General features: G+C 71.2%; 18 protein-coding genes. 7 read left to right on the top strand and 11 right to left on the bottom strand.

Annotation, left to right across the window (positions count from 1 at the left end; translation table 11 throughout):
- Positions 1 to 7: 7 nt before the first annotated feature.
- From ACZ49B_RS01570 to ACZ49B_RS01540, 7 genes are all read right to left on the bottom strand, one after another.
- Complete coding sequence (locus tag ACZ49B_RS01570) at positions 8 to 1708, bottom strand: acyl-CoA mutase large subunit family protein (protein ID WP_468299369.1); 1701 nt, start codon at positions 1706 to 1708, stop codon at positions 8 to 10.
- A 139-nt stretch (positions 1709 to 1847) separates the two neighbouring features.
- Entirely contained in the window at positions 1848 to 3320 is a 1473-nt protein-coding gene (locus ACZ49B_RS01565) for a CHAP domain-containing protein (RefSeq protein WP_468299367.1), read from the bottom strand.
- 91 nt (positions 3321 to 3411) lie between these two features.
- On the bottom strand, positions 3412 to 4899 hold the full coding sequence (locus ACZ49B_RS01560; RefSeq protein ID WP_468299365.1) for a peptidoglycan DD-metalloendopeptidase family protein: 1488 nt from the start codon (positions 4897 to 4899) through the stop codon (positions 3412 to 3414).
- Between the two features lie 32 nt (positions 4900 to 4931).
- Positions 4932 to 6233 (bottom strand): transglycosylase family protein, encoded by a 1302-nt coding sequence (locus ACZ49B_RS01555; protein ID WP_468299363.1) that lies wholly within the window; start codon positions 6231 to 6233, stop codon positions 4932 to 4934.
- A 316-nt stretch (positions 6234 to 6549) separates the two neighbouring features.
- Positions 6550 to 6879 (bottom strand): DUF3817 domain-containing protein, encoded by a 330-nt coding sequence (locus ACZ49B_RS01550; protein WP_468299361.1) that lies wholly within the window; start codon positions 6877 to 6879, stop codon positions 6550 to 6552.
- Between the two features lie 57 nt (positions 6880 to 6936).
- Positions 6937 to 7446, bottom strand: coding sequence for a MarR family winged helix-turn-helix transcriptional regulator (locus tag ACZ49B_RS01545; protein WP_383504246.1), 510 nt, complete (start codon positions 7444 to 7446; stop codon positions 6937 to 6939).
- A gap of 21 nt (positions 7447 to 7467) precedes the next feature.
- A complete protein-coding gene (locus ACZ49B_RS01540; protein WP_468299358.1) occupies positions 7468 to 8739 on the bottom strand; it encodes an MFS transporter in 1272 nt (423 codons plus the stop codon).
- Between the two features lie 250 nt (positions 8740 to 8989).
- Between ACZ49B_RS01540 and ACZ49B_RS01535 the strand changes: the two genes are divergently transcribed.
- Both ACZ49B_RS01535 and ACZ49B_RS01530 read left to right on the top strand, forming a co-directional pair.
- The gene (locus ACZ49B_RS01535; RefSeq protein WP_468299356.1) at positions 8990 to 9985 is read left to right on the top strand and encodes an ArsR/SmtB family transcription factor; all 996 of its coding nucleotides are present in this window, start codon (positions 8990 to 8992) and stop codon (positions 9983 to 9985) included.
- 121 nt (positions 9986 to 10106) lie between these two features.
- On the top strand, positions 10107 to 11150 hold the full coding sequence (locus ACZ49B_RS01530; RefSeq protein WP_468299354.1) for a glycoside hydrolase family 6 protein: 1044 nt from the start codon (positions 10107 to 10109) through the stop codon (positions 11148 to 11150).
- A 10-nt stretch (positions 11151 to 11160) separates the two neighbouring features.
- On the opposite strand, the gene glxA is transcribed toward ACZ49B_RS01530, so the two are convergent.
- The 4 genes from glxA to ACZ49B_RS01510 all read right to left on the bottom strand — a co-directional run bounded on the left by glxA (position 11161) and on the right by ACZ49B_RS01510 (position 15675).
- A complete protein-coding gene (gene glxA, locus ACZ49B_RS01525; RefSeq protein ID WP_468299352.1) occupies positions 11161 to 13170 on the bottom strand; it encodes a radical copper oxidase GlxA in 2010 nt (669 codons plus the stop codon).
- A gap of 3 nt (positions 13171 to 13173) precedes the next feature.
- Positions 13174 to 14949, bottom strand: a complete 1776-nt coding sequence (locus ACZ49B_RS01520) for a glycosyltransferase family 2 protein (RefSeq protein WP_468299350.1) — start codon at positions 14947 to 14949, stop codon at positions 13174 to 13176.
- 88 nt (positions 14950 to 15037) lie between these two features.
- On the bottom strand, positions 15038 to 15328 hold the full coding sequence (locus ACZ49B_RS01515) for an MTH1187 family thiamine-binding protein (protein WP_030153812.1): 291 nt from the start codon (positions 15326 to 15328) through the stop codon (positions 15038 to 15040).
- Positions 15325 to 15675: a DUF3817 domain-containing protein gene (locus ACZ49B_RS01510; protein ID WP_468299348.1), complete on the bottom strand. Its 351-nt coding sequence runs from the start codon at positions 15673 to 15675 to the stop codon at positions 15325 to 15327. Before ACZ49B_RS01510 ends, ACZ49B_RS01515 begins: the two co-directional genes overlap by 4 nt.
- A gap of 189 nt (positions 15676 to 15864) precedes the next feature.
- On the opposite strand from ACZ49B_RS01510, the gene ACZ49B_RS01505 reads away from it, so the two are divergent.
- The 5 genes from ACZ49B_RS01505 (at position 15865) to ACZ49B_RS01485 (ending at position 19232) form a co-directional block, all read left to right on the top strand.
- A complete protein-coding gene (locus ACZ49B_RS01505; protein WP_468299346.1) occupies positions 15865 to 16503 on the top strand; it encodes an AIM24 family protein in 639 nt (212 codons plus the stop codon).
- On the top strand, positions 16503 to 17153 hold the full coding sequence (locus tag ACZ49B_RS01500) for an AIM24 family protein (protein WP_030295230.1): 651 nt from the start codon (positions 16503 to 16505) through the stop codon (positions 17151 to 17153). The genes ACZ49B_RS01505 and ACZ49B_RS01500 overlap by 1 nt, the downstream gene beginning before the upstream one ends.
- Positions 17154 to 17167: 14 nt before the next feature.
- Complete coding sequence (locus ACZ49B_RS01495) at positions 17168 to 17980, top strand: AIM24 family protein (RefSeq protein WP_468299847.1); 813 nt, start codon at positions 17168 to 17170, stop codon at positions 17978 to 17980.
- A 63-nt stretch (positions 17981 to 18043) separates the two neighbouring features.
- Positions 18044 to 18520 (top strand): MarR family winged helix-turn-helix transcriptional regulator, encoded by a 477-nt coding sequence (locus tag ACZ49B_RS01490; RefSeq protein ID WP_266633215.1) that lies wholly within the window; start codon positions 18044 to 18046, stop codon positions 18518 to 18520.
- Between the two features lie 139 nt (positions 18521 to 18659).
- A complete protein-coding gene (locus ACZ49B_RS01485) occupies positions 18660 to 19232 on the top strand; it encodes a PepSY domain-containing protein (protein WP_468299344.1) in 573 nt (190 codons plus the stop codon).
- The last annotated feature ends 91 nt before the right edge of the window (positions 19233 to 19323 follow it).

Raw genomic sequence — 19323 nt, 5'->3', positions numbered from 1 at the left:
GGCGGGCTCAGAAGCCCGGCGGCTCCGTGTACGTGCCCCACTCGTCGCGCAGCACGTTGCAGATCTCGCCGAGCGTGGCCTCGGCGCGCACCGCGTCCAGCATCGCCGGGATCATGTTCGACCCGTCGCGGGCGGCGGCCAGCATGGCGTCCAGCGAGGACTTCACCTTGGCGTCGTCGCGCCGTTCCTTGCGCGCGGCCAGCTGCTGCACCTGCACGCGCTCCACCTCGTGGCTGACGCGCAGGATCTCCAGGTCCCCGGTCACCGACCCGTGGTGCACGTTGACGCCGACGACCCGCTTGTCGCCCTTCTCCAGCGACCGCTGGTACTGGAAGGCCGACTCGGCGATCTCCCCGGTGAACCAGCCGTCCTCGATGCCGCGCAGGATGCCCGAGGTGATCGGCCCGATCGGGTGCTGCCCGTCCGGGTGGGCGCGCAGGCCGCGCTCCTTGATCTGCTCGAAGATCTTTTCGGCGTCTGCCTCGATGCGGTCGGTGAGCTGCTCCACGAACCAGGAACCGCCCAGCGGGTCGGCCACGTTGGCCACCCCGGTCTCCTCCATCAGCACCTGCTGCGTGCGCAGGGCGATCTCGGCCGCCTGCTCGCTCGGCAGCGCGAGGGTCTCGTCGAGCGCGTTGGTGTGCAGGGAGTTGGTGCCGCCGAGGACGGCCGCGAGGGCCTCGACGGCGGTGCGTACGACGTTGTTGTACGGCTGCTGCGCGGTCAGCGAGACGCCGGCCGTCTGGGTGTGGAAGCGCAGCCACATCGACTTCTCGCTCTGCGCCCCGTACACCTCCTTCATCCAGCGCGCCCAGATCCGGCGGGCGGCGCGGAACTTGGCGATCTCCTCGAAGAAGTCGAGGTGCGCGTCGAAGAAGAAGGAGAGGCCGGAGGCGAAGTGGTCCACGTCCAGGCCCCGGGAGAGGCCCAGCTCCACGTAGCCGAAGCCGTCGGCCAGGGTGTACGCGAGCTCCTGCGCGGCCGTGGCTCCGGCCTCGCGGATGTGGTAGCCGGAGACGGACAGCGGCTTGTACGCCGGGATGCCCTTCGCGCAGTACTCCATGAGGTCGCCGATGAGGCGCAGGTGCGGCTCGGGTTCGAAGAGCCACTCCTTCTGGGCGATGTACTCCTTGAAGATGTCCGTCTGGAGGGTGCCGTTGAGCAGGGCCGGGTCGACGCCCTGCCGTTCGGCGGCGACCAGGTACATGCAGAAGGCGGGCACGGCCGGGCCGGAGATCGTCATCGACGTGGTCACGTCGCCGAGCGGGATGTCCTTGAACAGGACCTCCATGTCGGCGGCGGAGTCTATGGCGACCCCGCAGTGGCCGACCTCGCCCAGCGCGCGGGGGTCGTCGGAGTCGCGCCCCATGAGGGTCGGCATGTCGAAGGCCACGGAGAGCCCGCCGCCGCCGGCGGCCAGGATCATCTTGTAGCGCTCGTTGGTCTGCTCGGCGTTGCCGAACCCGGCGAACTGGCGGATGGTCCAGGTCCGGCCGCGGTACCCGGTGGCGTGCAGGCCGCGGGTGTAGGGGTACTCCCCCGGCCAGCCGATGCGCTCGAATCCTTCGTACGAGTCACCGGGCCGGGGGCCGTAGACGGGATCGACGTCATCCCCGGAGAGCGTGGTGAAATCGGCCTCGCGCTTGCGGGCCTTGTCATAACGGGCCTGCCAGCGGCGGCGGCCCTCCTCGATGGCGTCAGCGTCCATGCTCATGAATTTACTAGGACGTCCTAGTAAATGTCGATGGCAAACCTCCGGCAGTCCGCCGCCGGCCCGGGCACAAGGCCCTGAACAGCGCAAAGGGCCCGGGACGGATTTCCGTCCCGGGCCCTCATCGGGTCATCGGTCAGTTGTAGGTGCCGGTGATCGCGATGCCGGTGTGGTCGCCGGTCACGCCGGTCAGGTTGATCGCGCCGGGCGTGGTCCAGTTTCCGTCGGTGTGGCGGATCGTGTGCAGGATCCGGCCGTCGGTGGTGACGAAGGCGGCCTGCATCTCGCCGTCGACCTGCGCCGCCGCGACGTCGGTCACGGTCACGCCCGAGACCACGGAGCCCAGGCTGTTGAAGCCGATCCAGGTGCCGTTGCCGTAGCGGGCACCGTGGAACTGCTTGGTCCCGCCGTTCGCCGTCACGACCAGCTGGAGGTCACCGGCGCCGGTCGCCGCCAGCGCCACGTCGTCGATCGAGGTGATCCCGGCCGCAGCCGCACCCGACTCGACCGAGGCGTTGCCCCACGCCGCCCACTTGCCGTCCGACGTACGGACCGTGTGCTGGAGCACCCCGCCGGTCAACGCGACCATCTGGAGGTTCGAGCCCGAGCTCGCGATCGCCACCTTCGTCACCGCACCCCCGGCCGGCTGGTCCACCTTGCCGAAGGGCGCCCACGTACCGTTCGCGTACCGGATGGTGTGGTACACCGAGCCGTCCGCCACCACGGCCACGTGGAGGTCGGCGCCGATGGAGGCCGCGGTGACCTGCGTGACGTTCGTCAGGGCGCCGGCCTCACCGTGCACGTCTCCGAATCCGGCCCAGTTCCCGTCCGGGAAGCGGACCGAGTGGTAGAGCTTGCCGTCGTTGCTGACCGCGAGGACGTGGGTGTCCCCGTTGATGCCCGCCTCGGCGACGCCGCGCACCCCGGTCGGGATCTCCCCGGCCGCGTTCTCGGCGTTCCCGAAGCCGGTCCAGGTGCGGTCGGCGGACCGGATCCCGTGGAAGATGCCGCCGCCGGACTCCACCGCGACCTGCGCCCGCCACTGCTGCGGCGACGCCGGGGGCTGGGTCGGAGTCTCCGCGACGCCCGTCGGCGACACGAAGGCGAGGGCCCTGCCCGCGCCGGGGTTGACGTACGAGCGCCAGTTGAACCAGTCCTTGTACGAGACCTTGCCGCTCTCGTTGCCCCCGACGGTCTGGATCTGCGAGCCGTCACCCGAGACGCCGACCACCAGGCTCACGTGGTTCGCCTCGCCGGACACCGAGCCGTCGTCGTCCCACAGGACCGCGTCGCCGACCTTGGGCCCGCTGGTGTGCAGCGTGCCGTTGCGCTGGCCGTAGCTGTAGAAGCTGGCGGCCGCCGCGTTGAGGCCGGAGGTGTTCGCGCCGGCCTGCTTCCAGACCCAGCGGGAGAACTCGGCGCACCAGGCCCTCGGGTAGACGCAGCCGTAGTAGGGCGCGCAGCTGTTGCCGAGCTGCGAGCGGGCGATGTCCGCCACTTTCGGCGCGTCGGCCGCGGCGGAGCCGGCGGACGCCATGCCCATCAGCGGGGCGAGGATGAGGGCCCCGAGGAGGGCGCGGCTGCGGACGGTCTGCTTGGTCTTGAACACGATGAAGTCCTTTGGAGACGAAGCGAAGTCTGGGTGTGGGGCGGGCCGTCGGCCCGGCGCCCGATGAGGCGGGGAAGGCCGGGGAGGCCGGTCAGTTGAAGGTGCCGGTGATGGCGATGCCGGTGTGGTCGCCGCTGACGCCGGCCAGGTCCACGGAGCCCGCGGCCGTCCAGGTGCCGTCGGCGTGGCGGATCGTGTGCAGGATCCGGCCGTCGGTGGTGACGAAGCCCGCCTGCATCTCGCCGTCGACCTGCGCCGCCGCGACGTCGGTCACGGTCACGCCCGAGACCACGGAGCCCAGGCTGTTGAAGCCGATCCAGGTGCCGTTGCCGTAGCGGGCACCGTGGAACTGCTTGGTCCCGCCGTTCGCCGTCACCACCAGCTGCAGGTCACCGGCACCGGTCGCCGCCAGCGCCACGTCGTCGATCGAGGTGATCCCGGCCGCAGCCGCACCCGACTCGACCGAGGCGTTGCCCCACGCCGCCCACTTGCCGTCCGACGTACGGACCGTGTGCTGGAGCACCCCGCCGGTCAACGCGACCATCTGGAGGTTCGAGCCCGAGCTCGCGATCGCCACCTTCGTCACCGCACCCCCGGCCGGCTGGTCCACCTTGCCGAAGGGCGCCCACGTACCGTTCGCGTACCGGATGGTGTGGTACACCGAGCCGTCCGCCACCACCGCGACGTGCAGATCGCCACCGATCGACGCCGACGTCACCTGCGTGACGTTCGTCAACGGCCCCGCGACGGCGTGCACATCGCGGAAGCCTCCCCAGGACTGGTCGGCGAACCGGATGGTGTGGTAGAGCTTCCCGTCGTTGCTGACCGCCAGGACATGGGTGTCCCCGTCGATGCCCGACTCGGAGATCGACCGCACCCCGGTGGGGACTTCCCCGCCCTGCGATTCCACGTTGCCGAACGCGGTCCACGTACGGTCGGCGTTCCGGACGGCGTGGTAGATGCCGCCGCCGGACTCCACCGCGACCTGGGCCCGCCACTGCTTCGGCGCGGCCGGCGGCAGCTCCGGCGCGGTGTCGCAGTTCTTGCTGGTCAGGTTCCCCATGTTGTAGGGGGTGCCGTTGAAGGTGGCCTGCTTGACCTGTCCGTCGTACTTCTGCTCGTAGTGCAGGTGCGCCCCGCTGGAGTTGCCGGTGTTGCCGACGTGGCCGATCTGCTGACCGCGGGAGATCCGGGCTCCCTCGGTGACGTTGTAGTCGTTCAGGTGGCCGTAGAGGGTCTTCCAGCCGCCGCCGTGGTCGATCACGACGTACTTGCCGTAACTGCGGTACGAGCCGTCGGAGTTGGTGAGCGTGTCTGCAATGCTGATGGTGCCGTCGGCGCTGGCGAGCACCGGCTGGCCCTGGGTGCTGGCGCCGTGCGTCCAGTCGATCGCCAGCGTGGAGGGGCTGTGCCCGGCGCGGGTGCTGCCGAGCCACGACTGGCCGCAGCTGAAGGGCATTTGGTACGTGGGCCCCGCGGCGTAGGAAGGGGCCGCGGCGAAGGCGACGAGGCCGGTGGCCGCGAGGACCAGACCGGTCGCGGAGGACACGGCTCGACGGCTGACGGTGGTGACGGACATGGGATTCCCCCCGAATGTGGTGTGCGAGCCGGTCAGTTGAAGGTGCCGGTGATGGCGATGCCGGTGTGGTCGCCGCTGACGCCGGCCAGGTCCACGGAGCCCGCCGCCGTCCACGTGCCGTCGGTGTGGCGGATCGTGTGCAGGACGCGGCCGTCGGTCGTCACGAATCCCGCCTGCATCTCGTTGTCGACGGCTGCAGCGGCGACGTCGGTGACGGTGACACCGGAGAAGACGGAGCTCAGGCTGTTGAAGCCGATCCAGGTGCCGTTGCCGTAGCGGGCACCGTGGAACTGCTTGGTCCCGCCGTTCGCCGTCACCACCAGCTGCAGGTCACCGGCACCCGTGCCGGCCACCGCCACGTCGTCGATCGAGGTGATCCCGGCCGCCGCGGCACCCGACTCGGCCGAGGCGTTGCCCCACGCCGCCCAGCTGCCGTCCGCCCTGCGGACCGTGTGCTGGAGCACCCCGTCGGCCAGGGCCACGACCTGGAGCTCGTTGCCGGTACGGGCGATCGCCACCTTCGTGACCGCGCCGCCGCCTGCCTGTGCGACCTTCCCGAACGGCGCCCACGTACCGTTCGCATACCGGACCGTGTGGTAGACCGAGCCGTCCGCCACCACGGCCACGTGCAGATCGGCGCCGATCGACGCAGAGGTCACCTGCGTGACGTTCGTCAGCGCGCCCGCCGCCGCGTTGACGTCGCCGAAGGCGGTCCAGTTCCGGTCGGCGGACCGGACGCCGTGGAGGACCTTCCCGTCGTTGCCGACGGCCAGGACGTGGGTGTCACCGTTGATGCCCGCCTCGGAGACCGACCGCACCCCGCCCGGTACGCTCGCCTCGCCGAAGACGTTGCCGAACCGCGTCCACGTGCCGTTGTCGAACCGCGTCGCGTGGAACAGCCCGCCACCGGATTCGACCAGCACCTGCGTCTTCCAGGACGCGGCGGGCGTCTCCGGCTTCGGCGCGTCGGGGTAGGGGTTGGCGTGGTCACTGCCGAGCCCGGACGAGCGGCCGCAGCTGGGCCAGGCCCCCGGGCCCTGACCGGCCAGCACCTTCTCCGCGGTGAGGATCTGCTCCTTCTTCGTGGCCTGGTGCGGGTAGGAGGCGTACTGCGAACCTCCGTACGCCCGCCAGGTGGAGAGGGAGAACTGCAGCCCGCCGTAGTAGCCGTTGCCCGTGTTGATGGCCCAGTTCCCCGAGCTCTCGCACTGGGCGACCTTGTCCCAGGTGGCGACGCTGGCCGCGGTGGCGGACGTCGTGCCGGCGAAGACGATGACGGATGAACCGACCGCCGCGGCGGCCGTCAGTGCGGCCAGGCGCCCGAAAGCAGGCATGAGGAACCCCCGAAGGTTGAGCACGAGTGTGGGAAGGCGAAGCAGTGGACTCGACGGAGCCCGGAGCGGCCCGGGCAGACGTGCCCCGGGACCACGGACCAGGGGGCGCCCCGCGGTGGCGCCGGTCCCGGTTCCTCGGCCGCTCTTCGCTGCCGATGTGAAGATCTTCGCCGTCGGTCGGGGGCGGACGCATGCCTTCCGCCTGGCCGGATCCGGTCCTGGCCGAAGCAGTCCAGCCGGGCGCTTTCCGAACGCGACGAAGCCCGCCGCTACTGCGACGGGCTTCGGAAGGGGGTGCCCCGGGAGGGCGGAGGGGTCAGGCCTTGGCGGTGGCCAGGCCGCCCTCGACCAGCGGCTCGACCTCGGCGCGGACCTTGCGCTCGACGAAGAAGGCGGCCAGCGGGATCGTGCCGGAGACCAGCACCCAGAGCAGCTTCGGGAACGGCCAGCGGGCCTTGGAGCCCAGGTCGAACGCGAACACCAGGTAGATCATGAACAGCACGCCGTGCACCTGCGAGACCGCGAGGGTCAGGTCGGCGCCGGTGTCGAAGCCGTACTTGAAAACCATGCAGGTGCAGAGGATCAACAGCATGACCGCGGTCAGGTAGGCCATGACCCGGTAGCGGGTCAGCACGCTTTTCTTCATGCCGATGAGCCTAACCGTCCGTTTTGCTCGATCTTGACGGGGGCCCGGTGAGGTCGGCTACTGCTCCTCGAAGTCCGCGGCGGCGATCCTCAGCGGGCGCAGGAGCGCGAAGATCTCCTGGCACTCCTCGGCGTCGTACGCGCGCAGCCCGAAGTCGACCGCCATCAGGTCCTTCGTCGCCGCCTCGACGACCTCGCGGCCCTTGTCCGTGATGGAGGCGAGCGTGCCGCGGCCGTCGTTCGGGTTCGGCCGCTTGGCCACCAGCCCGGAACGCACCAGTCGGTCCACCGTGTTCGTCACCGACGTCGGGTGGACCATCAGCCGCTCGCCGATCTTCGACATCGGCAGCTCGCCGGCTTTGGAGAAGGTGAGCAGGACCAGCGCCTCGTAGCGCGCGAAGGTCAGCCCGTACGGCTTGACCACCGCGTCGACCTCGCCGAGCAGGATCTGGTGCGCGCGCATGATCGAGGTGATCGCGGCCATCGAGGGCACCGGCCCCCAGCGACGCTGCCACAGTTCGTCGGCGCGGGCGATGGGGTCGAAGGGGAGGCTGAGCGGCTTGGACACGTACCCGACCCTACCGGGCGGTCATTTGGCCGTGGGCCCCGTCTCATTCTTCGGTCCGCCCTCCCGCCGGTTCGCCGACCGCAGTTCGGCGAGGAGGACCAGGACCACCGCCGTGCCGAGCACCGCGGCGCCGGTGACGACCACGTGCACCGGCAGGAACTCGGCGGCCAGCCCGGCCAGGGCCATGCCGACGCCCTGGAGGGTCATCAGGCCGGTGCTGAGCAGGGTCATCGCTCGGCCGCGCAGCTCGTCCGGGACGGCCTCGACGTACCACTGGTCGAGGCCGAGGGTGTACGCGTCCGCCAGACCGGCGAGCAGCAGTGCGGCGAGTACGGTCACCACCCCGGGCCGGACGGCGTACACGAGCAGCGGCAGCATGCCGGCGGCCGCGAGCGGGGCCACGAGCCGGGAGCGGGTGCCGGGGCCGAGCGCCGAGCCGGCCCACAGTTCACCCGCGATGGTGCCGACGGGCAGGGCGCACATCATCACTCCCAGCGCGGCGGTGCCGGCGCCGATGCCGTCGGCGTACGGGACGAGCAGCGCCTCGGGGGCGATGACGAAGACGGGCGGCAGCCAGAACAGCAGGGTGAGCGCCCTCAGTCGGCGGTCGCCGAGGACGGCGCGCAGCCCGGCGAGCGGCGAGGTGCGGTCGGCGCCGGCGCGGGCCGGCCGGGCCCGGGTGCCGAAGCGCAGCAACAGGGCCGAGCACAGGAACCCGGCGGCGGTCAGCGCGATGGCGGCGCGCGGGGCGAGGACGGTGAGCAGCAGCCCGCCGAGGCCGAAACCGATGAGCTGGGCGCTCTGGGCCACCATGCGCATCAGCGAGCGGCCGAGGACGAAGGCGTCGCCGGGGCCGAGGATGTCGGCGAGGGAGGCGTTGCGCGTGCCCTGGAACAGCGGGGCGACGAAGGCCGTGGCGCAGCGCAGGACGAGGAGCCCCGCGACGGGGGTGCCGGGCAGGACCATGGCCGCCGCGCAGGCGGCGCAGACGAGGTCGCACCCGACGAGGACCCGGCGGGCGGGCAGGCGGTCGGCGATCCCGGCGAGGAGGGTGCCGCCGAGGGCGTACGGGAGGAAGCCGAGGGCGAAGGTGAGCGCGCTCATCAGGGGCGAGCCGGTGGTGCGGAAGACGAGGACGGTCAGGGCGATCTCGGCGACGACGATTCCGAGGACGGACATCAGGTGTGCGGCGAAGACGGGCCGGAACTCCCGCACCCGGAAAACGGACCGGTAGCCGCCGGTCGGGGTGGGCGGGGCGGACGGGCCGGCGGAGGCCTCGTTGGCGGTGGACATGCAGCGACCCTGCGGGGCTACGGTGGGTACGCGACAGCGATTCGCCCTGGAACGAATCACTGACCCGCCCGAGCCCCGGCACCATCCAGCCCCGCCGGCGTTTGAGGCGCGGGGGCTCGGGGGCAGCGCCCCACAACGGCGCCGCACCCGCGCGCGGGGTCCGGGGCCGTGCCCCGGGACACGAAGAAAGGGCGGGGCGGGGAGAAGGCTCCGCGCAGCGGAACCCGCAGACCACCCCGGAGGGAGAGGCATGGCGTTCCATTTCCGCTTCGGCCCCGGAGACCTCCTCCGCTGCCGGTTCTCGATCTCGCCCCGCTGGGAGACCCAGGAGGCGGTCCGGACCCTCATGACGCCCGCCCGGCAGGCGTACCACCTGCCCTGGCTGCGGCAGATCCGCGCGGCCGCCGACGGCCTGGACCTGAGGCCGCTGTGGCTGCTGATGCCGCGCACCGGCCACAACCCCGACTTCCTGAGCCCGCCCCCGCTCGGCCCCTCCGTCACGTTCGAGGAGGAGCTGGCCCGCGTACGGTCCTCGGCCGCCGATCCGGAGGCCCTGCGCGAGGACCTGCGGCGCGCCCTCGTCTGTACGCCGGGCGCCGCCGAGAGCGGCCTCGGGCGGCGGATGCTCGCGGATCCGGCCCGGGCCGTGCACGAGTTGGCCGACCTGTACGAGCAGGCGTGGGCCGCGCTGATCGCCCCGCACTGGCCGCGGCTGCGGGAGTTGCTGGAGGCGGACATCCTGTTCCACACGCGGCGGCTGGCGGCGGGCGGGCTGGAGGCGCTGTTCGACGGCCTCCACCCGGACCTGCGGTGGTCGGACGGCACGCTCACCATCGACCGCCCGACCCACCACGACCGCTCCCTGGACGGGCAGGGCCTGCTCCTCATGCCGAGCGCATTCATGTGGCCGGAAGTGGTCGGGGGGTACGACCCGCCCTGGCAGCCGACGCTGGTCTACCCGGCGCGCGGTATCGGCGCGCTGTGGACGGCGTCGCCGGGCCCCACCCCGCAGGCGCTGGCCCGACTGCTGGGCCGGGGCCGGGCGGACGTGCTGTGCGCACTGGACGAACCGGCCTCCACGACGGCGCTGGCCCGCCGGCTCGGCCTGGCACCGGCCACGGTCTCGGCGCACCTGAAGGCCCTGCACGGGGCGGGCCTGCTGATCTCGGCCCGCCACGGCCACCGGATCCTGTACGAGCGCACCCCGCTCGGCATCGCCCTGACCACGGGCGCCCCGCCGGCGTAGTCGGGTTCCGGTGCTCCAGGCGGCGGCACCTGCGGTGTCGCGGGGCAGGGCTCACCGCCCGTCATGTCACGATATGCCGGTCCTTGATTCCGCGAACCGACCCTTCGTCCCGAGGAACCGGATGCCAGGCCGCGCCCGATCCCGCACACGTCCCCGCCCACGCCGCAGACCCCTCACCGCCGCACTCGGCCTCGCGCTGCTGCTCGCCGCGGCCCCCGCCTGCGGCAGTCCGGAATCCGCCCCCGCGCAGGCTCCGCCGGAGGCACCTGACCAGGCCGAGCCCGCCGCATCCCCGTTCTGGGTGGACCCGCAGAGCGACGCCGCCCGGCAGGTCGCCGCCTGGGAGGCCCAGGGACGCAACAGCGACGCCCAGGTGCTGCGGCGGATCTCGGAACGGCCCATGGCCCTGTGGGGACCCGGCGACGACCCCGGCCCCGAGATCCGCCGGGCCGCGAAGAGCGCCGGGGCGGAGGGCCGGGTCCTGGTGCTCACCGCGTACAACATCCCGTACCGCGACTGCGGCCAGCACTCCGCCGGCGGGGCGAAGAACGCCCCCGCCTACCGCAAGTGGATCGGCGCCTTCGCCGACGGCATCGGCGACGCCAAGGCCGTGGTCGTCCTGGAACCGGACGCCGTCCCACACATCGTGGACGGCTGCACCCGGGCCGACCACCACGACGAGCGCCTGCGGCTCCTCGCCGAGGCCGTCACCCGGCTGAAGAAGAACCGGAACACCAAGGTCTACCTGGACGCCGGCAATCCGGCCTGGATCCCGGACCCGATGAAACTGGTCGAACCCCTCCACGAGGCCGGGCTCGACCAGGCCGACGGCTTCTCGCTCAACGTCTCCAACTTCCAGCCCGACGCGGCCGGCCGGGACTACGGCGCCCGCATCTCCCGGGCCGCCCACGGCAAGCACTTCGTCATCGACACCAGCCGCAACGGCGCGGGCCCGCTCCCGGGCGACGGCCGCGAGGGCTGGTGCAATCCGCCGGGCCGCGCCCTCGGCGTCCCGCCGACCGACCGGACGGGCGACCCGCTCGTCGACGCGTACCTCTGGATCAAGCGGCCCGGCGAGTCCGACGGACCGTGCCGCGGCGGCCCGGGGGCCGGCAAGTGGTGGGCGGACTACGCGCTCGGCCTGGCCGGCCGCAGCAAGGAGTAGGAGCCGGGGGCTACTCCTCCGGCTCCTGCGCCTGCTCCTGCGCCGCATCCGGCACCGGCTTCTGCGCCCGCACCCGGAGCCACTTCGCCACCGAAGGCGTCCCGTCCGCGTCCGTCACGAACAGCATGTACCAGCCCGGCGGCACCAGCGTCGGGTCGTTCGGCACCTCGACCGTCACCGAGCCGGCCGCCTTGGTCAGCCCGAGCTCGATCGACCGCTGCTCCACGTCCGTGGTGTGCGTGACCGCGCTCGGCCGCATCAGCCGGGCCCGCCGGATCCGCTCCGGGTGCGCCGCCTCGAAGGTGGCCCGCCCGTCCCGGCCGACCTCGGCGGGCCCGGCCCCCAGGGCCGGTCGCCGCGCCGGGTCCCGGTACAGGTACGGCGGCGAGTACACCTCCAGCCGGTGCTCGAACTTCCCGAGGCGGGTGTTGTCCTTGTCCGCGAAGAGCGGGTCGGATCCGAAGGTCGCGACCCGCCCGTCGGGCAGCAGCAGCGCCTCGGAGTGGTAGTTGCGGCCCACCGACGGATCGGCGGCGGCCACGAAGGAGTCGGTGCGCGGGTAGTAGAACTGCGCCTTGTGGATGTCGCTGGCACTGCGACCCCGGTAGTCGCGGGAGCCGCCGGTGGTGAACACGGAGTCGTCCGGCAGCAGCACGCTGCTCAGGTACCGGGTGCCCTGCGGCAGCCGCGCGGAGGAGCGGAAGACCGGGTCGTCCTCCCTCAGGTCCACGATCGCGGTCCGGCTCGAGGACAGCTTCGACTCGCCGACCCCGCCGCCGCCCAGCACCATCACCCTCTGGTCCTGGGCCGGCGCGAGCAGGACCGAGGACGAGGTCTCCAGCTGGTCCGGGTCCGCCAGACCCTTGACCTCGGTGAACTTGTTGGTCTTCAGGTCCCACACACCGGGCTCGCGCCCCTTGTCCTTCGGGCCGTAGCCGGCGTTGGACCCGGTGTAGAGCAGCTTGCCGCCCTGTATGAGGAAGAGCGCGGGGTACGTCGGGAAGTAGCGGAAGGGGCCCCGGGTCCACTGCTGCGTCTTCGGGTCGTAGTACTCGTTGTCGCCGGGGAGCACGTCCCCCACGTCGTTGAGTCCGGAGACCGCGAGCACCCGCCCGTCCTGCAGCGCCACCAGCGTCGGGTACCAGCGGGCGTCCTTCATCGGGTCGACCGGGACGTACTTCTCCGCCTTCGGGTCGAACTCGTACGCCGACTTGATGCCCTGGAAGTCCTGCTTCTCGACGCTCAGCCGCTCCGCGAGCCCGTAGACGTTGTCGGCGTCCTTCCCCTCGAGCCCGACGACGCGGTACTGCGCGGCCTCGGTCGTCAGTCCCTCGGCGCCCGCCCTCACCGCCTCGACGAAGACCCGTGCCTCCGCGGCGACCACCTTGGTCCGCCAGGGCTTCACGTGCCCGGCGCGCCCGTACGTGATCTCGAACTCCCGCTTGGCCTTCGGCACGGTGACGTCGAACTTCGACACGTACTCCACCCCGGACGGGGACCGGAACCGGGTGCCCTTCTTCAGCCGGGCCACCTTGTCGGGGCTCTCGTTCTTGACCCGCATGCCGCCGCCCGCGCGGGTGACCTTGCCGTCGAGGACCTCGTACCGGGCGGTCCCGCCCGCCACCAGCAGCCGTCCGTCGGGCAGTTGGCTGTGGCCCGAGCAGAAGAAGTCCTCCGGCGTGGGGATCTTCCTGAAGCTGTCGTCCTCCGGGTCCCACAGGACGGTGTCGAAGGTGCCCTGGTCGAACTTCTTCTGGCTGTTGCCGGAGCCTGCGATCAGCAGCACCTTGCCCGTGTGCAGCAGGGCCGCGTGCATGGCGTTGATCCGGTACTCCTCGGGGAGCCGGACCTGCCCCCACGAGCCGTACTGGATCTTGTAGCTGGACTGGCCGGTCTTGTACGCGTGGTAGCGCTCCTGCGCGAAGCTGAGCGCGGCGGGCGCGTTGAGCGCGGCCAGCACCACCACGGCCCCGGTGCCCAGAACGGTGTTCTTGAACTGCTTCGAAGGCCGGTACGCCATGGCTCAGTTCCCTCCCGTCGGTGTGGCGAACGCCGGCTCGGGCTCCTCTCCCGGCCCGGGGCCGAGCCCGAGGTCGAGGGCTGCCGCCCGGGCCGGGGCCCGGCGCTCGCGCAGCAGGGTCCAGCCCCACACGGCGACCGGCGCGAGCGCGACGAGCAGGGCGAGCACCGCCCAGGTGCGCATCGCCGCGTGCGTGTGGCCGAGGCGGACGGAGGCGGCGAGGGACAGGGCCAGGACGGCGGCCCAGAAGAGGTGGATCCGGAAGGTCACGAGCCGGTCGGGGCTGGCGTCACCGCCCTTGGGGGTGACGACGAACCCGCCCCGGGTGCGCAGCAGGGCCGAGCCGAGGGACATGAGGTAGACGGGCGCGCAGATCGCGGACATCGCCATGCCGGCCAGGCCGCCGGAGCCCGCGGGCTCGTGGGGCGAGACGTTGTGGCGGCGGTTCCACAGGTACAGGCCCACCTGGAGTGCGGCCGCGTCGGTGTAGAGCATGAGCCACACCTCGGAGGAGACCTGGGTGCCGGAGGCGCCCAGCCACAGGAACAGGACGCAGCTGAGGACGCCGAGCAGCCAGTTGAAGGCCGTCATCGGGTAGTAGACGAGCATCAGGGTGTAGTGGAGCCGGCGCCCCGGGGGCATCCGGAAGAAGCCTTTCCAGTACTGCCGGAAGAGGGTCTCGTACGTACCCCTCGACCAGCGCAGCTGCTGCGTGAAGAAGTCGGTCCACGAGGCCGGCCCCTCGCCGACGGCGAGCACGTCGGGGGTGTAGACGGACCTCCAGAACCGCCCGGTGCCGGGGTTGCGCCGGCGGTGCAGCTCGAAGCCGGTGGCCATGTCCTCCGTGAGGGAGTCGTAGAGCCCGCCGACCTGCTTGAGGGCGCTGATCCGCACGGCGTTGTTGGTGCCGACGAACATGGGGGCGCCGTAGCGGTTGCCCGCGCGCTGGATCAGGGCGTGGAAGAGGTACTGCTGGGACTCGGCGGCCTTGGTGACGGAGGAGGTGTAGTTGCCGTACACCTGCGGGCCGACGACGAAGGCGATGTCCGGGTCGCGGAAGAAGCCGAGCATCCGTTCCAGGAAGTTCGGCAGCGGGACGTGGTCGGTGTCGACGGAGGCGAAGAACTCGTAGTCGTCGCCGTGTGCGACGAGCCAGGCGTTGTAGTTGCCGTGCTTGGTCCGCTCCCGGTGGGGGCCCTCGCGGGTGTTCCAGCCGGGTATGCCCTTTCGGGTGAAGTGCCGTACGCCGAGCTCCGCGCACAGGGCCCGGGCCTCGGGGTCGTCCCCCTCGTCCAGCAGCCACACGTCGAGCGGACCGTCGTGACGGAGGGCGGCCGCCCCCAGGAGGGTGCCCCGCACCATGGTGAGCGGCTCTTTGCCGGGGACGAACGTCGTCAGGAACGCGACCCTGGTGCCGGGTTCGGGCGGCACGGGGACCGGGTCGCGGGCGACCAGCGTGGCGTGGGCCACCGACACGACGTTGACCAGCATGAACAGCATGATCAAGGCGATGCACACGAGCATCGCGGCGTCGCACCGGACCAGCCAGCGCTCCCCGCCCTCCCGGACGGTCCGGTGCGTGGGCCAGACGAGGTAGAGCAGCAGTCCGGCCGCGGCGAGGGGGGCCAGCGCCATGAGGAGGACGGCGCGTATTCGGGTGCGGAGCTCCTCGCGCGAGAGGAGGGAGCGGTAGCCCACCCGGTAGGCGGTGCGGTCCGGCTCCGCGAACGGGCCGGCGAGGCGGCTGTGGGTCTCGTAGTCGAAGCCTTCCGGCCGCACGGCCCCTCCAGTGCTCGAAGCCCAGGGTCTCCCTCACCACAAAAGGTGACAAACCATGAGCATGTCGAACTGGACTCGACCGAAAGGGTTACGCCAGGTGGCGCTCCACCGTCTCCACCTTCGACGTCAGCCCGTCCACCACCCCGGGACGGATGTCGGCCTTCAGGACCAGCGACACCCGCGGCGCCCGCTCCTCCACGGCCGCCACCGCGCGCTTGACCACGTCCATCACCTCGTCCCACTCACCTTCGACCGAGGTGAACATCGCGTCCGTGCGGTTCGGCAGACCCGACTCCCGTACGACGCGCACCGCATCGGCCACGTACTCGCCGACCTCTTCGCCGACCCCCAGCGGGGTCACCGAGAACGCGACGATCATGCGGCGTTCGCCGCCTCGCGCCGGGCACGGGCCGCGAGCACGCTGTCGGCCTCCTCGCGCTTGAGCAGCTTGTCGCCGTACAGGCCGCCGAAGGGCACCAGCGCGAGCAGGAAGAACAAGGCGGCCTTCTTGGCCGGCCACTTCGCCTTGTTCCAGACGTCGGCCAGGAAGACCAGGTAGATGAGGAACAGGATCCCGTGCAGGCCACCGAGCGGCATCATCAGGTAGTCGATGTCGGAGATCCGGCTCAGCAGCGAGCCGAAGATCAGCAGGGCCGGGAACGACAGCGCCTCCGGTACGGAGACGAGGCGCAGCCGGTGCAGGGCGGAAGCGGTCTTGATGTCCACGGTGAGCCTTCGGGGTGGTGGCCTGGGGTCCGTCCCAGTGTCTCAGCCGCTTTGCGGGATCTTGACCGGGGGTCCGCAGGGGGCGACGGGCCCGCCGCGGGTGCGCCGCGAGTGTGCGAGATGCCGCAGTCGCCGGATATAGGCCACGGGGCCCTGTTCGCCTTCGCCCGCTGCCGATAACGTCATCCCGTGGCTCAGTTCCGACTCCAAGGCAGCAAGGTGCTCGCCGTCGACCTGACCGGGGATGCCGTGAAAGCGAAAAACGGCTCCATGGTTGCGTACGACGGCCAGATGGCCTTCAAGAAGATGACCGGCGGTGGCGAAGGCCTCCGGGGCATGGTGACCCGTCGACTGACGGGTGAGCAGATGACCGTGATGGAAGTGCAGGGGCACGGCACCTGCTTCTTCGCCGACCGCGCGAGCGAGATCAACCTGGTGAACCTGCGCGGCGAGAAGCTCTACGTCGAGTCCAGCAACCTGCTGTGCACCGACGCGGGGCTGCGCACCGGCACGACCTTCACCGGGCTGCGCGGCGGGGCGACGGGCAACGGCCTGTTCACGACGACCGTCGAGGGCTCCGGCCAGGCGGCGATCATGTCCGACGGCCCGGCGGTCGTGCTGCGCGTCAGCGGCCAGTACCCGCTCTCCGTCGACCCGGGGGCGTACATCGCGCACACCGGCAACCTCCAGCAGTCCTTCCAGTCCGGGGTGAACTTCCGGACGCTGATCGGCGAGGGCTCCGGCGAGTCGTTCCAGATCCGCTTCGAGGGCGAGGGCCTGGTCTACGTGCAGCCCAGCGAGCGCAACACCATCGGGGGCGACATCTGATGCCGTTCCGCGAGATCAACTCGAAGATGGTCGAGGCCCAGGTGATCCCGGGGCAGCGCATGTACAGCCAGCGCGGCGCGATGCTCGCGTACCGCGGCGAGGTCTCCTTCACCCCGAGCCTGACCGGCGGTCAGGGCGGGGTGATGGGCATGATCGGGCGGCGGGTGGCGAACGAGCAGACCCCACTGATGACGGTCGAGGGCAGCGGCACCGTGATGTTCGGCCACGGCGGCCACCACATCCAGGTGATCGGCCTGACCGGCGAGACCCTGTACGTCGAGGCGGACCGGCTGCTCGCCTTCGACGGCACCCTGCAGCAGGGCACGATGTTCATGGGCTCGCAGGGCGGTGTCATGGGCATGGTCCGCGGTCAGGTGACCGGCCAGGGCCTGTTCACCACCACCCTCAAGGGGCACGGCTCGGTCGCCGTGATGGCCCACGGCGGGGTCATCGAACTCCCCATCACCCCGAACCGGCCGGTCCACGTGGACCCGCAGGCGTACGTGGCCCACCACGGGGACGTCAGGAACAAGCTCTCCACCGCGCTCGGCTGGCGCGACATGGTGGGGCGCGGCTCGGGCGAGGCGTTCCAGCTGGAGCTCTCGGGCCAGGGAGCGGTGTACGTACAGGCCTCCGAGGAGAAGCTGTGAACTTTGGCCCCGTGATGGGCGGACCGGGCGGCCCGACGGTCTTCGACCCGCACACCCTGCCCTCCGACGACAACGTGAACGCGTACACCTTCTGCGTGGAGCTCAAGGGGAGCCAGTGGTTCCTGCAGAAGGGCAAGATGATCGCCTACTACGGGCGCATGGAGTTCAACGGCGTCGGCAACGGCCGCTTCGACCGGCTGCTGCGCACCAGCTTCCACTCGCCGATGCATGCCGGCGACTGGGTCGTGGCCGAGGGCCAGGGCAAGATGCTGCTGGCCGACCGGGCCTTCGACGTGAACTCGTACGACCTGGACAATGGGAACCTGACGATCCGGTCGGGCAACCTGCTGGCCTACCAGCCCACGCTCGCCCTGAAGCAGTCGATCGTGCCGGGGTTCCTGACCCTGATCGGAACGGGGAAGTTCGTGGCGGCGTCCAACGGGCCGGTGGTGTTCATGGAGCCGCCGCTGCGCGTGGACCCGCAGGCGCTGGTGGGCTGGGCGGACTGCCCGTCCCCCTGCCACCACTACGACCACGGCTACATGTCCGGGGTCATCGGCGGGCTGCGCTCGCTGACCGGTATCGGCGGCAGCTCCGGCGAGGAGCACCAGTTCGAGTTCGTCGGGGCCGGGACGGTGCTGCTGCAGTCGTCGGAGATGCTGATGGCGGAGAAGGCCGTCGGAGCGGTCGGTGCCGGCGCGGAATCGGCGGGCGTGCCCGGGGCCGGGTACGGCGGCGGGCACGGTCAGCAGGGCCCGCTGGGGCAGCTGGGCGTACCGCGGATGCCGGGACAGCTGGGTGACATCCAGCGGCGCCTCGGACTGTGATCTTCAGCTTTCCCTTTTTTGTACGTAATTCAACTTCTTAGGTAGAGTTCATTCATGGAGACCATGGAGACCGAGACGGCCACGCGCTGGCTGACCGACGCCGAGCAGTGCACCTGGCGCACCCATCTGGACGTCAGCAGACTGCTGATGCACCAGCTGGAAAAGGATCTCCAGCCCTTCGGACTCACCAACAACGACTACGAGATCCTCGTGAACCTCTCGGAGTCCGAGGACCACCGGATGCGGATGAGCGATCTCGCCACGTCGACGCTGCAGTCCAAGAGCCGGCTGTCCCACCAGATCACCCGTATGGAGACGGCCGGCCTGGTCGTCCGCGTGAACTGCGAGTCCGACCGCCGGGGGCTGTACGCCGTGCTCACGGACGAGGGCATGGAGCTCATGCGGAAGGTCGCCCCGCACCACGTGGCGTCCGTCCGCCGGCACTTCATCGACCTGCTGCCGCCGGAGGCCCTGGCGGCGCTGCGCGCCTCGCTGGAGCCGGTGGCGAGCCACCTGCGCGACCAGCGCGGCAAGGCCTGACACCGGCCGGACGGCGGCCCGGACGGCGCCCATCCGGGGTGCCGTCCCCGGCGGCAGCCCGGAGAATGGGTGATAACGCTCGCTCGCCGGCCGCCCGCCGAGCAACCGTAAGCGCATGGCCGGCCCGAGGAGGTCAGCCATGCACAGCAAGCACAAGGTGTACGTCGCGTCGGCCGCGGCCGTGGTCCTGGCGTTCGGCGGCCCGGTGGCGGCCGCCGCCGCACACACGGCCGACGCGGCGAGAACCGCCCCCGCGTCGGCTTCGGCGCGGGCCGACGTGGACGCCGAGGGGGCCGCGGCCGCCGCGCTGAAGAAGTACCCGGGTGTCGTGCAGTCCCTCGACAAGGACGGCGCCGTCTGGCACGTCGACGTCATCGGCAAGGACGGCAAGCACGCGGAACTGACGGTCGACTCCCGCAGCGGCAACGTGTTCACCGAGAACGCGGACGACGACAGCGACGACGACGGCGGGAACAAGGAGCTGCTCGCCGCAAAAGTCACCGCCCAGAAGGCGATGAAGGCGGCTGTCGCCGCCCATGCCGGCCAGGTCTGGTCCGTGGAATGGGACGACGATGACGACAACGGCTCCCGCTACTGGAACGTCGAGGTCAAGTCCGGCGACAAGACCACCCACGTCCACGTCGACGCCACGACGGGCAAGGCGACGGTGTCCGGATCGGACTCGGACGGCGACGACAACGACGACGACTGACACGCGCCGGTCCGCGGGTTCCCATGCGGACCGGATCGGGCGCCCCTAGACTGGCGAGCGCCCGGATTACCCCGATCTTCGAGGGAGTGGC

The sequence above is a fragment of the Streptomyces sp. NPDC031132 genome (assembly GCF_055570595.1).
This window is presented reverse-complemented; position numbering and strand designations above follow the sequence as displayed.